The 16,955-nt window shown below is 35.1% G+C and carries 6 protein-coding genes; all 6 read left to right on the plus strand.

Features of this window, described 5'->3' with window-relative positions:
• The first annotated feature begins 414 nt into the window (after positions 1-414).
• A complete protein-coding gene (locus M0D21_RS09270) occupies positions 415-2,031 on the plus strand; it encodes a sodium:solute symporter (RefSeq protein ID WP_248328702.1) in 1,617 nt (538 codons plus the stop codon).
• Complete coding sequence (locus tag M0D21_RS09275) at positions 2,028-4,904, plus strand: DUF5060 domain-containing protein (protein ID WP_248328704.1); 2,877 nt, start codon at positions 2,028-2,030, stop codon at positions 4,902-4,904. The genes M0D21_RS09270 and M0D21_RS09275 overlap by 4 nt, the downstream gene beginning before the upstream one ends.
• A 13-nt stretch (positions 4,905-4,917) precedes the next feature.
• Positions 4,918-9,081, plus strand: a complete 4,164-nt coding sequence (locus M0D21_RS09280; protein WP_248328706.1) for a hybrid sensor histidine kinase/response regulator transcription factor — start codon at positions 4,918-4,920, stop codon at positions 9,079-9,081.
• A 507-nt stretch (positions 9,082-9,588) separates the two neighbouring features.
• The gene (locus M0D21_RS09285; RefSeq protein ID WP_248328708.1) at positions 9,589-12,228 is read left to right on the plus strand and encodes a glycoside hydrolase family 3 protein; all 2,640 of its coding nucleotides are present in this window, start codon (positions 9,589-9,591) and stop codon (positions 12,226-12,228) included.
• 130 nt (positions 12,229-12,358) lie between these two features.
• A complete protein-coding gene (locus M0D21_RS09290) occupies positions 12,359-15,358 on the plus strand; it encodes a SusC/RagA family TonB-linked outer membrane protein (protein ID WP_248328710.1) in 3,000 nt (999 codons plus the stop codon).
• A 74-nt stretch (positions 15,359-15,432) separates the two neighbouring features.
• The gene (locus tag M0D21_RS09295) at positions 15,433-16,926 is read left to right on the plus strand and encodes a RagB/SusD family nutrient uptake outer membrane protein (protein ID WP_248328712.1); all 1,494 of its coding nucleotides are present in this window, start codon (positions 15,433-15,435) and stop codon (positions 16,924-16,926) included.
• The last annotated feature ends 29 nt before the right edge of the window (positions 16,927-16,955 follow it).

Here is a 16,955-nt window from a genome sequence, read left to right on the forward strand (position 1 = left end):
ATGTTAACTGTCAAAAATTGATAAACCTTTATTAAGACAAAGAATCTATTAATATACTCCTTTTTTGGTTTAGCCCTCTTCAAAGTTTGATATAGCCCAAAATAGCCCATGCTTGTGATTAATGACCATATTTTATAGTATGCTTCATATGTGATAGAATTTGCTTCAAATTTTCCATGCGATTGCCGTGTCTTGCGATACTTTTAACTTTTAATAAAATTTTAAGAAAAAATACAGTGATTCTATAGGTAGACTTTCGAATAACTGTTGATTATTGATTTTTACTGCTTTGGGATATCGTTTTTCTAAACGTAAACTAGATATACTGTTCATTATTAGTAGAAAAGAGTTAGTGATAAAACATTCAAAAAATTACATCAATACTATAGAAATATAAACAACTAAAAATAGATTATGGAATCAGTCTTAGGACAATTAGATTGGGTAGTGTTAGGAACTTATTTTTTGGCACTAATAGGAGTAGCAGTTTGGGTAATACTTCAAAAAAACAAGGATACAGCAGATTATTTTTTAGCAGGTCGAAATGTAGGGTGGTTTGTTATTGGAGCTTCTATTTTTGCTTCTAATATTGGTTCTGAACACGTTGTTGGTCTAGCAGGTACAGGAGCTGAATCTGGTATGCCAATGGCGCATTATGAATTACATGCTTGGATTGTATTGCTTCTAGGTTGGCTCTTTTTGCCATTTTATATGAGAAGTAAAGTGTTTACCATGCCCGAATTTTTAGAAAAACGTTTTGATAGCAAATCACGCTGGTTTTTATCTGTTTTCTCTTTGGCTGGTTATGTTATAACCAAGGTATCTGTAACAATTTATGCTGGAGGTATTGTGGTTTCAGAATTATTAGGTATACCGTTTTGGTATGGAGCCATAGGGATTGTTGTTTTTACTGGAGCCTATACTATCGTAGGGGGTATGAAAGCAGTTATATATACCGAAACATTACAAACCATTGTGTTGATTGCAGGATCAATTATAATTACCTACCTAGGGCTACAGGAAATTGGGGGATGGGAGAATTTAAGAGCTACTGCAGGTTCTGATCATTTTAATATGTGGCGTCCAATGTCTGATCCTGATTTTCCTTGGACAGGTTTATTGTTTGGAGGAACGATAGTAGGAATTTGGTACTGGTGTACTGATCAATACATCGTGCAACGAACACTAGCTGCAAATAATATAAAAATAGGAAGACGTGGGGCTATTTTTGGCGCATACCTTAAGATATTACCTATATTCATATTTCTTATACCAGGAATTATCGCTTTTGCTTTGGCAAAACAAGGAGTTTTGAGTTATGAAAAAGCAGATGAAGTATTTCCAGTATTAGTAAAAACACTATTACCAACCGGATTAAAAGGACTGGTTGCAGGAGGTCTTATGGCTGCACTCATGAGTTCTTTGGCCTCTGTTTTTAATTCTTGTTCTACCATTTTTACTATTGACATATATAAGAAACTGAAACCAGAGACCCCAGAGAAAAAGCTATTGAATATAGGACGTGTTGCTACGGCTTTGGTGGTGGTTTTAGGTATCATATGGATTCCGATTATGAACAAAATTGGCGGAGGAGTATTATACCAATATTTACAAAGTGTTCAATCATACATTGCACCTCCAATTACTGCGGTATTTATCTTAGGAATAATTTGGAAACGTGTAAATTCTAAGGCGGCTATCGTTACTCTTTTTTCGGGCCTTGTAGTAGCAGCTTTACGTATAGCAGCAGAAATAGGAAAGGGTAGTTTATCAGGCTTTGCTCATGAATTTGCGACTATCAATTTTGCCCACATGGCCATATTTATGTTTGTATTTTCGATCATTGTTTGTGTCTCTACGAGTCTTTTAACAGCTCCACCAAATTATCAAACGATTAAAGGTTTAGCTTTTGGAACATTAACCGATGTTCAGAAACAAGAAGCCAAAGATAGTTTTACCTGGGCAGATGTAATATTATCTGTTTTGTTAGTAGTAGTGGTCATTGCTGTATTAACCTATTTTACAGGATGAAAAGTATACTAGTTCAAATATCTTTTTTTGTACTCTCTTTAAACGTATCATTTGCTCAGAAATCGCAAGTGAAAGTTGAAGGAGAAGTAAAGAAATGGCATAAAATTACCTTGCATTTTTATGGTAAGGACTTAGGAGAGTATGATGAAGAAAATCCTTTTTTGAACTATCGGCTTAATGTTACATTTACGCATAAAAAAAAGGTATATGTAGTACCTGGGTTTTATGCTGCCGATGGTAATGCTGCGGAAACTAGTGCTCAATCAGGAAATGTCTGGCAGGTTCGGTTTAGACCAGATGAGATTGGAGAATGGAAATATGAAGTTTCTTTTAGAAAAGGACGCGACATTGCGGTCAATGATGATCCTACTGCAGGAAATGTAGTTGATTTTGATGGTCTAAAAGGGAGTTTTGTTGTTGAACCTTCTTATAAAGAGGGAGAAGATTTTAGAGCCAAAGGTAGGTTGCAATATACTCCAAATGGTTATTTACAATTTATAGGGACCAAACAATATTTTTTAAAAGGAGGAGCAGATAGCCCAGAAAATTTTTTAGGGTATTATGAGTTTGACAATACTCCTGCCTCTCATAAATTCGAACCTCACCAAAAAGATTGGAATCTTGGGGATCCTTCCTGGCAAGGAGGGAAAGGAAAGAATATTATTGGAGCACTCAATTACCTTGCTTCCAAAAAAATGAACTCGGTGTATTTTTTAACTATGAACGTTCAGGGAGATGGTAAAGATGTTTGGCCATGGAATGATAACAATGAAAGATATCGTTTTGACTGTAGCAAATTAGATCAGTGGGAAATTGTATTTGATCATATGGATCGACTAGGGCTTATGTTACATATCGTAACTCAAGAAACAGAAAATGAATTGCTACTTGACATAGGATCATTAGGTATTCAACGTAAGTTATATTACCGAGAACTAATAGCTCGATTTTCACACCATCTTGCCCTTACCTGGAATTTGGGAGAAGAAAATGGGCCTGTGCATTGGTCGCCGAAGGGGCAAAGCGATGAAGATAGAAAAACAATGGCTGCCTATATTAAAAAGACCGATCCTTATAAGAACTTTATAGCACTTCATACCCATTCAATTCAACAAGAGCAAAAACAGTTCTTGACTCCTATGTTAGGGAACACAAATCTAGACGGTCCATCAATGCAAATTCATCATCCAAATGAGGTTCATGAGGTTACAAAACATTGGGTCAGTAAATCTAGAGAACATGGTAGGAAATGGGTGATATGTCAGGATGAGATTGGTCCTGCAGATACTGGTGCTATACCTGATTCGGAAGACGAAGATCATTTTGAAATGCGATCAAAAGTACTTTGGGCAAATTTAATGGCGGGAGGAGCAGGAGTAGAATGGTATTTTGGGTATAAATATGATCATAATGATCTTAATTGTGAGGATTGGAGATCAAGAGATAAGTTATGGGAGCAAACTCACTTTGCGTTAGATTTTTTTCAAAAACATCTCCCTTTTTATGAAATGGAATCGGCAGATGAACTTACCAAAAATAAAGACGATTATGTATTTGCTCAAAATGCGAGTATCTATGCCGTCTATGTACCTGAAGTAGTAGAAACTTTCATCAATTTATACGGAAATACCAAAACATTTACGGTGCATTGGTATGACCCTAAAAATGGAGGAGATTTACAAGTGGGGACACAAAAAATAATTAAAGGAGGGGGTATGACTTCAATCGGTTTGCCTCCAGATAACACAGGAGATTGGGTAGCCTTAATAAAAGCCTTAAAAACTGAAAAGCCTTCTGAAAAAATGACATTTAATAAGGTGGTCCTGCAAGCTTTGAATGATTTTGACACTGAATTTTCACAAAGTAAAGCCAAATACTACCACGATGAACAGAATAATGCAGTTGCTATTAATACTGAGGATAAAGATCAAAGAAATGAATTTGCAAGTGCAGTTGCTATTTTTCAGGGAGACAAAGGAATGTATAATACCATTTTTACCTCAATTGCAGAAAATGATGGTGAATCAAAATATACACTAAAGGTCAATGGAACTATTCGAGATTCGCTTACAAATCCTGAAATTAATAAAAGCTTTAAAGCTTTACATTTCAATTTAAATACCTGGTTTTTAAATAAGGGCGATATCATAGAGATATCTTCAGTAGCAGATACCAATAAACGCATTCCCGAAAAAGGAGGTACAGCTTGGTCAAGAGGCAGATGGAGCCAAATAGAATTTATTCCTGTAGATCTGTCTATCGACGTACAAATGAAAGGAACGATTCCTTTTAATGAAGCAAATGGTCTAGTAAGTGTAGAAGCAGAAGAGTATCATTACAATTTTTCAAATGGTAAAAAAAGAAATTGGTATATTAGATCAGAGCACCATGTTTTGAAGTTGGAAGACTATAAAGAAGAATCACATTATCATGATGCCGGAGCTAGAGCATATATAGAGGTTCTTCCAGATACTAGAATAACCCATGATGATCCTCTTGTACAGGGTGAGAATTTTTATCCGGTTCCTGGGGAAGGAGGGATAGTTGGATATAAAGTTAATATTACAACTCCAGGAAGATATTTTGTTTGGGCAAGAGCATTTTCGATGGGTACCGAAGATAATGGAGTTCATGTTGGTATAGATGGTGTTTGGCCAGAAAGTGGAGCTCGTTTACAATGGTGTGAAGGGAAAAATGAATGGACCTGGTCTTCAGCTCAAAGGGTTCCCGAAAATCATTGTGGAACTAACAATACTATATATTTAGATATTGAAACTCCAGGAGAACATATTGTGATGTTTTCTATGAGAGAAGACGGATTTGAAATGGATAAGTGGTTGATGACTACTGATGCTAATTTTGTTCCGGAATAAGAGAATTGATGTAATGAAAATAAAAGAATACATACTAGTATTGATCATTTTTTTTGGAATACAGAATGATCTGTGGTCTCAGGGTCAATTCAAAGAATTCAACTTTGTAAACATAAAAGACGGGATCTCAAAAACTGCAGTATCTACCATTTTTCAAGATCATTATGGCTTTGTTTGGATAGGTACCAATGGAGCAGGTCTACATCGATATGATGGGATGGAATATATATCTTATAAACACGAGTTAAAAGATTCTCTATCGCTAAGTAGCAGTATGATTTTTTGTTCTTATATGGATAAAAAGAACCGACTATGGGTTGGAACCGAAAACGGATTAAATCTGTACGATAGAGAACAGGATCAGTTTAATAGAATATGCTTAAATGGTAATAACAAAGGTGATTGTAACTCAGATATATCGGTAAGTAGTATTACCGAAGATAACGAAGGGAATTTATTTGTAGGAGTTTTCGAAAAAGGACTGTTTAGATTAGATATGAAAACACTAGTTGCTCATCATGTGCCTAATGTTGGTTCTAGTGCTTCTTCAGGGATTCTCAATATAAATAGCTTAAAAGTTGATAAAAAAGGTAATATTTATGCGGGAACAAATATTGGTCTTAAGCGCTACAGTCCCGTATCAAAATCTCTAGAACCCTATGAATTTCAATCTAAAAATAAACTAATAACCATAAATGAGCCTATCCAATCTTTATATATAGATAAAGAAAATAACATCTGGATAGGAGGATTAGCTGCCGGTTTATTCAAGATTGATAATGTAGATGGAAACAATGCAATTGTTTCACATTTTCCAATTACATCAAAACGTATTTTATCACTACTCGAAATCCCAGATGGAACTATTTTATGTGGAACAGAAAATGATGGTCTTATTCACTTAGATAAACTGGGAACACTAATAAAAAAATATACTTTCGATAAAACCAATAAAAATAGTATACGTTCAAACTCTATTTGGTCTCTGTATTTAGATAAGAATGAAAGGATTTGGATGGGATATTATAATAGCGGAATAGGTGTTTATGACAAGTTATACGATAAGTTTAATAATATTGAAAGTCTTCCGAATAACGTAAACTCATTGGAAGTGAGTTCTGTAACTGCTATAGCTCAGGATCAATCTGGGAAATTGTGGATGGGAATGGATGGAGGTGGTATAGATATTTATGACCCTAAAGCCAATACCTTTACGCATATCAATGAAAATAGTAAACTCTATAGTGGTTTGTCGGCCAGAGATATACAAACAGTTTTTATTGATAGTAAACAAAATATATGGGCAGGTAGTTGGAATAATGGAATTTACTTACTCAGGAATGGGCAGAGCAAATTCGTAAATTTTAATATTGAAAATACCAATGGAGAACTTATAACCAATAGTGTATTGAGCTTTGCCGAAGATGCTCATGGAAGAATTTGGATAGGGACCTTTTACGGAGGTGTAGCTTCTTATGATCCTCAGGAAGGTAAAATTAGGCATCATAAATCTAAAGAATTTGTAAACTACGGGATTCATACCAGTGCAGTTAGAAAAGTTTTGGTCGATTCTGAAAACAATATATGGATTGGTTCCACTATAGGATTATTTAAGCTTACTACTACCGATGATGAGAGTTTTAGAGTTACTTCTATGTGGGATAAATTAACAGGTAAATATCAGAATCCTTTAAATGCAAATCACATTTTATCGATCTACGAGAGTTCCGATAAATCTTTATGGGTGGGAACCAGAGGTGCTGGTTTATGTAGATATGATAAAAATAAAGATACCTTCGTATGGTATAACGAATTGTATGGATTGCAAGAGGAAAATGTTACAGCTATCATAGAAAGCGAAAACCATAACATTTGGATTAGTGGAAATCAAGGTTTACATAAAATAGAATTTGAGGGCGATAATATTGTAAACTATAATGTTAATGACGGTTTGCTGTCTAATGATTTTAATTTCAATGCTGTTCATAAAGATAAACAAGGGAATATTTATTTTGGAGGATATCAGGGAGTAGATTATTTCGACCCAAAAGATATTAGCATAAACAAAGCCTTACCATCACTATATCTTACCGGATTCAGGTTATTTAATAAAAAAGTACTTCCAAATGTTGAGGATTCCCCTTTCAAAAAGGTGATTTCTGAAACAGATAGTATTTCGTTAACCCATAAACAATCTGTTTTTACAATAGAGTTTACTGGAATAAACTACACAAGACCAGAGAAAAATCAATATGCATATTATCTTGAAGGACTTGAGAAATCCTGGAATTATGTTGGAAATACTAGAAGTGCTACATACACAAACCTAGATTATGGGAATTATACTTTTAAACTGAAAGCTGCAAATAATGACGGAATTTGGAGTGAAGATTCCCTAAGCCTCAAAATAAATATCCTACCTCCTTGGTGGAAAACAAATAGTGCAATTTTTATGTATGTTCTGTTATTTTTCTTAAGTATTTATCTGTTAAATAAAATTACCAAAGAAAGAATTAAGGAGAAAGAATTGGTGAAAAATGAAAGAGAGCAAAGACTGAAAGAAGAAGAGCTTCACAAAAAGAAACTTCAGTTTTTTACTAATATTTCTCATGAGTTTAGAACGCCACTTACTTTAATTATCAATCCGTTGATAGATATTATTAAAAACAAAACATATACCCTTCCAGAAGAAATTAAAGAAAAACATTACATCATATATAAAAATACCAATAGACTTTCAAGGTTGATTAATGAGTTAATGGACTTCAGGAAATTGGAAGGGAATAAATTAAAGATAAAAGCTCAAGAAATAAACATTGTAGATTTTGTAAAGGATATTGTAAGTTACTTTGATGAAGAGGCGTTAAATAAAAAAATAGATTTACGAGTAGTATGCGATGTATCTCAAATAATGGCTTGGGTAGATAAAAGTATGATTGAAAAAATTATATTTAATCTATTATCTAATGCATTTAAAGTTACGCCCGAGAAGGGTGAAATTGTCGTAAGAATTAATTCAGATGTTCCTTCTCATTCTTTAGACGGATATAAAAGAGAAACTCGAAATAATTTTGAAATTCAGGTGGGTGATACAGGCCCAGGATTAAAAAAAGAACAGTTGTCGAAAATCTTCGAGAGGTTTTACCAGGTGAATAATCTAAACCAATGGTATTATGGAGGAACTGGTATAGGTCTAGAAGTGGTAAGAAGTTTTGTAGAATTACATAAAGGAACGGTAACGGTAGATAGCGAACTCAATAAAGGAACTACATTTAAGATTTTATTACCGTTAGGGGCTGCACATTTCAATGATGATGAAATTATAGTTACGCAAGAAAATCTAAATACTGTTTTAAAAACCAAAGTTGAGTTGCCAGCTCAGATAGAGAGCAAAAGAAAACATGTAGAAGAAGAATCAAAAAAGAATAGATTACTTCTTGTTGAAGATAATGTAGAACTAAGAAATTATCTAAAAAATGAATTAGTCGATACCTATAGAGTGTTCACCGCTTCAAATGGGCGTGAAGGATTAATTAAAGCCAAAGAAGAAATTCCAGATATCATCATCACAGATGTTATAATGCCAGAAATGAATGGTTTTGATTTTTGTGCAAAGATCAAGGATGATATAAGAACAAGTCATATTCCGTTGCTTATGCTTACCGCAAAAACGCAGCATGATGATAGACTTACGGGGATAGAATCTGGGGCTGATGCTTATATGAGCAAACCATTTGATCTTAGGGTGCTAAAATCTAGATTGGCACAACTATTATCGAGCAGACAGGTTCTGTTCAATAAATATTTTAGTGCTATAAGCGAATCAGAAATAAATGAAAATACAACTTCACTAGACAAGGAGTTTATAGAAAAGGTTTTAAAATACATCAATGAAAGTATTAGCGATCCTAACTTAAGTGTCGAAATTCTGGCTTCTCAACTTCATTTAAGTAGAAGTCAATTTTATAGAAAAGTAAAAACACTCACGGGACAAACCGCGAATCAATTTCTGAGAAATATTAGACTACAACGAGCAAAACAAATCTTAGAAAAAGGATATAACAACATTAGTGATGTTTGCTATCAAGTTGGTTTTTCTTCTCCTTCTTATTTTACAAAGTGCTTCAAAAGTCATTTTGGTGTACTACCAACCGAAATCGAGTCAGAAGACTCATAAAAATCCAACAGTGTTTAGAATATTAAACTCCTAGTAAATGATTTTGTTACTCTAGAGAGTACTAGTCTACTTTATCAATTCATAAGCAGTAAAAGAGTTATTGTTTTTTGCAGGTCTAGTAGGAGTTCCGGTATTCTTACTTTTTTAGATTCTCATTTATACTTCAGAGCCAATTATTCAAGGGTTTTACGGCTTTAAATTGGATTTTACTTAGAAATAATGTTGCTTCAAATAGCTCAAATGTGTTGTGTACAGTGTTTTAGAGGTAGATGCTACATATATTATAGTAAATGCTTTTTTTGTTGCACTTATTTGTTATTCCTGTTTCTAAATTGTTAAAAAATTCAAGATTTGTTAATGGCAGGAAAGAGGTATTCTAAATTAAAAATTTTAGCAGAGATAATTTTAATAGGGGTCGTATTAGGATTATTTGTTCTCATCCTCAATATCATGTCATAGCAATTCTTAACAGCAATACTAACAATAATACGAAACGAATTAAGATCGATGAAAAGACGTTCAGGTTTAAGTAGCTTGGTAATCATATCAATGGTATTACAGCTAAACACAGGGTGTATGGCCAAAAGAGAATATGAGTATAAATTTCAGGACCCTAAGTTATCTGTTGAGGAGAGAGCTACAGATTTGGTTAATCAAATGACACTTGCAGAGAAAGTATCTCAGATGAGGTATGATGCTCCTGCCATAGAGCGTTTAGGAGTTCCTGCATATAATTGGTGGAATGAATGTTTGCATGGGGTGGCCAGAGCTGGTGAAGCTACAGTTTTTCCTCAGGCAATAGGAATAGGAGCTACCTTTAATGAGTCTTTAATTAATGAAGTTGGTACGGTTATTTCTGATGAAGCTCGTGCAAAACACCATCGATTTGTCAAAGAAAATAAAAGAGGAATATATCAAGGGTTAACCTTTTGGACTCCAAACATCAATATTTTTAGAGACCCTAGATGGGGAAGAGGACAAGAAACCTATGGAGAGGATCCATACCTTACTTCCCGAATGGGGGTCAACTTTATAAAAGGACTTCAAGGAAATGATCCCAAATACCTTAAGGTGATCGCCACTGCTAAACATTTTGCAGTACATAGCGGGCCAGAAAAATCCAGACACGAAGATAATTATCAAACATCAAATAAAGATTTAAGAGAAACCTATTTACCCGCTTTTGAAGCTGCAATCAAAGAAGCCAACGTGCAGTCTGTAATGTGTGCCTATAATAGATATAGAGATGAGGCCTGTTGCGGAAGTAACTTGTTACTTAATGATATTTTGAGAAAAGAATGGGGATTTGATGGATATGTGGTTTCCGATTGCTGGGCAATTAACGATTTCTGGGAGCCCAACAAGCATGAGTTAGTAGAAACTGCAGCAGAAGCATCGGCTTTGGCAGTAAATAGAGGAACCGATTTGAATTGTGGGAATGCTTTTGATCCAAATTTGAATGAAGCAGTATTAAAAGAACTTATTAATGAAGGTGAAATAGATAGAGCTCTATCTAGACTTATGGCAGCCAGATTTAAGCTGGGTATGTTTGATGATGAGGAACAGGTTTCTTGGTCGTCTATACCTTATGATGTGGTGGCTAGTGAAAAGCATTACCAACTTTCAGAAAAAACCGCAAAGGAATCTATGGTATTATTAAAGAATGAAAACCAACTCCTTCCTTTGCAGAAAGATATTTCGTCAATTGCTATTATTGGCCCCAATGCAAATGCCAAACAAGTATTATTAGGTAATTACCACGGTACGCCTCATAATAGTATTACCCCATTAAAGGCTATACAACAAAAACTTCCCAATGCAAAAGTTCATTATGCAAAGGGAAGTGATATAGCCAATGGTTGGCCGCTAATGGAAATGATTCCTTCTTCAGTACTTAAAAACGGAAATGATATAGGACTTAAGGGAGAATACTTCGATAATCAACAATGGAAAGGTGAACCTAAATTCATTCGAAACGATAGTGTTGTCAATTTTGTCTGGATGCCTAAAAAGCCAATAGATAGCTTGATTTCAGATTCGTTTTCGGTAAGATGGACAGGTACATTGATACCTAACAAAGCAGGGAAGTATCGTATTGGTTTAAGAGCGAGCAGTGCGGCCAAATTTTACCTCAATAATGAATTGAAATTTAAATTTAGTGATGATCATGAACCCAAAATGAGATACTTCGATATTGATCTTGCCAAAGAAAAAACATATGATATCAAAATAGAGTATTACAACTATCACACTGATCCACAAGCACAATTATTATGGGCAAGATTAGATGAAGATTTACTAAGCCCTGCAATTGAGGCCGCCCAAAAATCTGATGTTGTAGTGTTATGTTTAGGACTTTCTCCAGACATTGAAGGTGAAGAAATGCCTGTATTATTGGATGGTTTCGATAAAGGAGATAGATCGAAGATTTCTCTTCCTCAATCACAACTTACATTAATGAAAGAAATTCATGCACTTGGTAAACCGGTAGTTTTGGTTTTAATGAACGGTAGTGCATTGGCAGTAAATTGGGCCAATGATAATGTTCCTGCAATTTTAGAATCCTGGTATCCAGGGGAGTTTGGAGGAAAAGCAATTGCAGATATTCTATTTGGAGACTACAATCCAGGAGGAAGATTACCCGTGACTTTCTACAAATCGGTAGAAGATTTACCCGATTTTAAGTCTTATGACATGACTAACCGTACCTATAAGTATTTTACAGGGGAGCCTTTATTTCCGTTTGGTCATGGATTATCCTATACAAATTTTTCATACTCAAAACTTGAGATATCTGATGAAATAGAAAAGGGTGAAGAAATTCAAGTTTCTGTTGAGGTAACAAATTCTGGGAAAGTGAATGGAGATGAGGTGATTCAACTATACATCTCTAAAGAAACTAAAGCTGAAGGAGACCCAAAACATGTACTTGTTGGTTTTAAGAGAATCAATCTTGACCCCGGGCAAGCAAGAACAGTGAAGTTTAAGATTACTCCAAAACAATATTCATTTTTTGACAACGAAGGACATAATAATATTGTCCCCGAATCAATTCAGGTTTTTACAGGTGGAAAGCAACCCAATTTAAACAAAGCAGTTGATGCAGAGACAACTCAGGTTTTAACGAAAACAATTACAATTAAATAATAGCCAAATGAAAACAAAAAAACGTAACGAAATAACGCTGATACTTCCTGAAGTTTTAGAATAAAACTTTGATGGATAGTAAATAAAAGTTGCTACAAAACAATTTATTAACAAACAAAAACAATATTATATGATTAAGCTTAAAATCGCAATTATTGGATTGATTATAATTGGGACACAGCAAGTTTTCTCTCAAGTCAGTGTACGTGGAACCGTAACCGATGATTCAGGAGTTCCTCTTCCCGGAGTGTCAGTACTGGTAAAAGGAACTACCAATGGAGCTTCAACTGATTTTGATGGGATGTATACCCTAAATAATGTAAAAACTACAGATGTTCTTGTATTTACTTATTTGGGTATGACAACGCAAGAAATTGTTGTAGAAAGTAAGAGTACGATAGATGTATCTATGGAATCTTCAGCAGAGTCCTTAGATGAGATCATTGTAGTTGGATATGGAACACAAAGTAGAGTAGATGTAACAGGTGCAATTTCAACCGTAGAATTAACCGATCTAAATGAAATTCCACCAGTGACAAATGCAGAATCTGCGCTTCAAGGAAGAGCAGCTGGTTTAACAATTGCAAATGCTGGGGTTCCTGGGAGTACTCCTTCTGTACAGATTAGAGGATTATCTACGTTGAGTGCCAATACACCTTTATTCGTGATAGATGGTGTGATCACAGGGAACCTATCTGGACTTAACCCAAGTGATATAGCATCTATTTCTGTGTTAAAAGATGCCTCTACTACGGCCGTATATGGAGCACAAGGATCCAATGGTGTAATAGTGGTTACTACCAAGAAGGGTAAAAAAGGGGTGGGAACATTGTCGTTTAATACATATACCGGTGTACAAAGTATTGCAAAACGTTATGATGTTCTAGAAACGGTCGATTACTTAAATTATGTATCTGAATACGGAGTTTTTCCTAATAGACCTGTTGAAACATTCAGAACCAATACAGATTGGCAGGATGAAATCTTTAGAACAGCATTTATACAGGATTATAATGTAAGTTATTCGGGTGGTGGAGAAACAGGTAATTATTTGTTTTCAGGTGGTTATCAAAAACAAGAAGGTGTTATTATTGAAACGGGCTTTGAAAGATATTCTTTCAGAGGATCAGGATCAAAAACATTCGGAAAGCTTAAAGTTGGTCAAACCATGTCTATAGCTTTTTCTAAGCAGCGACCAGAACGACAAGGAGGAGGAAGAACTTTGATAGAACATGCTATTAAAGCTGCTCCATATCTATCAGTTTTTAATCCTAATAATCTCGGAGGATTTCAAGGACCATCATCTTCGGCAGATGGTCAGGATGCAGAAAACCCTGTTCGGGTTCAGACACATGGTGATGCTATAAATAGGTCTTTGGGTATTATAGGAAATATTTACGGAGAGTATGAGTTTCTTCCTGGATTAAGTTTCAGATCGCAAGTAAGTTTAGACTATTTCCAGTTTAATAATAGATCTTTTATCCCTTCATATGACGATGATAGCGTTCCAGGTAGTACTACGCATGCACGTAATTTTGCTGAAATAGGAAGGTTTACGCAACAGGGGCAAACCATCATGTTTACCAATAGTTTGAAGTATAAAACTACAATTAATAATTATCATGATATTGAGGTATTGGCACTTGCTGAGAAATTTGAATCCAAATCAGAGAATTTTGGAGCTGGTAGCAGAAACCTTGTAACCGATGAAGTAGATCAAATTGTAGACAATGAGTTTTTGGTAGCGGGTAGTGGTTCTGGTGAAACCAACAAATTAGGATTCATGACCAGAATTAACTATGACTATGATAATAGATATATCTTTTCTGCATCTTACAGGCGTGATGCTTCTTCACGATTTGGAGAAAACAAAAGGTGGGGTAATTTCTATTCGGCTTCTGCTGGTTGGAACATAGCCAGAGAAAAATTCATGGAAAATACTGCATTCAGCACCTTAAAACTAAGAGGTAGTTATGGTACCACCGGAAGCGATAATATCGGAGATTACAGATTTGCTCCTGCTCTTACAGGCGGTTTTCAATACCCTTTTGACAATGTAGTAGGAGTAGGAGTTACTCAAGAAGGAAACGAAAACCCAGATCTACAATGGGAGACAAAGAAAATTTTAAATGTTGGTTTTGACCTAGGAATTTTTAATGAAAAGTTTACTACAACGTTTGAATATTTCAAAAACAATAGTGAAGACTTATTAATAAACATCCCAACACCTTTATCTAACGGTAACCAAAACAATGGACAAGCCGTAAATCTTGGAGAATCTGAGGTAAAAGGTTTCGAAATTACTTTAGGATATAATGATAGAGAAGGTGCCTTTACTTGGTCTGCAAACCTAAACCTATCGCATAGTAAGGCCAAAATGATTTCTATTGCCGGTCAAGATGAGATTCCATTCTATGGGTTTGGAATACGAGGAGGAGGAATAGGAGGTAATATTAGTAGAGTTACCGAAGGAGATCCTCTATTTTATTTCTATGGTTTAGAAAGTAATGGGATTTATAGCAATCAGGCTGAGGTAGATGCCGATGGTTTTGCAGGTGTACAACCTGGAGATGTACGATATGTAGATCAAAATAATGATGGAGTTATAAATGCAGATGATAGGGTAGATATCGGGAATCCATATCCAGATCTCATTGCCGGTCTAAGTATTGATGCTAATTATAAGAATTTTGACTTCGGGATATTGGTTTCAGGTTTTTATGGTAATGAAATATTCAATACGAATCTAGTAGACCTTAATGGAGGAACGCGTCGTCCGTTCAACGTTAGTCAAGATTATTTCGATAACCGGTGGACCCCAACCAATACCAATGGTACAGAACCAAGAGTAAATGGTGCAGAACAGAATTATGTGATATCAGACAGATATGTAGAGGATGGTAGTTTTACCAGAATTAGAAATGTCACATTGGGGTATACTATACCAAATGATATATTCAATGAATATTTCTCAAAGCTAAGAATATATTTAAGTGGGCAGAACGTATACACATTTACCAATTATTCAGGTTTAGACCCAGAACTTAGACTTGATGGTGATCAAGGAATAGATAGAGGAGCTTATCCGCAGCCGAGATCATTTTTGCTAGGACTGCAGGTTTCATTTTAATAACTAATGAAGTGTAATTTGAAATTGTTATGTATGCGAATTACATCTGAAAAGAAAAGAAAAAACATAAACAGATGAAAAAAATAATATTAATTACAACAGTGCTGCTGGGGTTTTTATCTATAAATTCCTGTTCCGAAGAAGATCTGGGGCTTGTAAATCCGAACACGTTATCTCCAGATACGTTTTTCTCTACCGAAGAGCAAGTGCAATCTGCTGTGAATGCAGCATATGCCAATATGCAACCACATTCTTTATATGGAAGATTAGTTTGGTATATGTTAGATAATATGTCTCAGGAGAATGCGGGTAATGGACAGCAAGAAGCAGATAAAAGAACTTTTGCAGAATACACCTATGATTCTACAAATCAGTTTATTGCAGATTATTGGGATAGTTGTTACCGAGGGGTAAATAAAGCCAATTTTGTATTAAATAATGAGGATAGAATCAATGAAATATCTGATGCTATAATTACTCCTCAACGAAAAAGAAAGTTTTTGGGTGAGGCTCATTTTCTGAGAGCATATTATTATTGGTTGTTGGTGAATAGATTTGGAGACATACCAAAAAGAATTGATGGATCGACTCCGGAAGGGCTTCCCAGAAGCCCAAAGTCAGAAATTATAGATTTAATTATCGAAGATTTGCAGTTTGCTGCAGCTAATTTATTGCCTAAAGCTCAAGAACAAAAAGGAAGAGCCAATTTAGGTGCTGCTCAAGCATTCTTGGGTAAAGTGTTACTTTATGAAAGAAGATATGGAGAAGCGTTAACGTCTTTCCGCCAAATGTCTGGATATGGTTTAGAGACCGATTATTTCGATAATTTCAGAGAAGAAACAGAGCACGGAATAGAATCAGTTTTTGAAGTAGAATACAATATCAATTTAGGAACAGGAAACAAATGGGATAATCCCAATCAAGCAACGGGAGCAAATCATGCTACATTTAGAGGCCAGGATTATGGTGTACTCAACTGGTTCAATGTATATCCGTCTGATGATTTAAGAAATGAATTTGAAGCTGGAGATAATAGATTTCAAGGGAGTTTTTATGTGGTAGGTGACACCTACAATAACGGTAATAATACGTTTGTAGAAGGTGATTTTGCCGAAAATGGAGGAAACATTCGTCCTGCTGCCTGGAAGAAATATCAGAATTACTACAAGCAAACCTCTGAGAATGAAGAATCAGGGATTAATGCAAAAATAATAAGGTATTCAGATGTATTACTGATGATGGCAGAATGTGAAAATGAAGTAGGAAGCCAGTCTGCTGCGGTTGGTCTAATTAACCAGGTAAGGGCCAGAGCTGGCTTGGCAGATTTGGCAACAACGCTTTCAAAAGATCAGGTGTTTCAAGCGATTATTCATGAAAGAAAAGTAGAGTTGGCGGGTGAGCAAGTTAGATTTGACGATTTATTACGTTGGGGACTTGCAGGTTCTGTTTTACCAGGGTTATCAGATAATAGATTTGATGCCTCTAAACATATATTGTGGCCAATACCAGATAATGAGATTAGTACCAATGCCAATATAGGACCGGCAGATCAAAATCCTGGATATTAGAAGTTATAATGATAAAGTAGATTAGATTA

Source organism: Aquimarina acroporae (genome assembly GCF_023195925.1).
Taxonomy (GTDB): domain Bacteria; phylum Bacteroidota; class Bacteroidia; order Flavobacteriales; family Flavobacteriaceae; genus Aquimarina; species Aquimarina acroporae.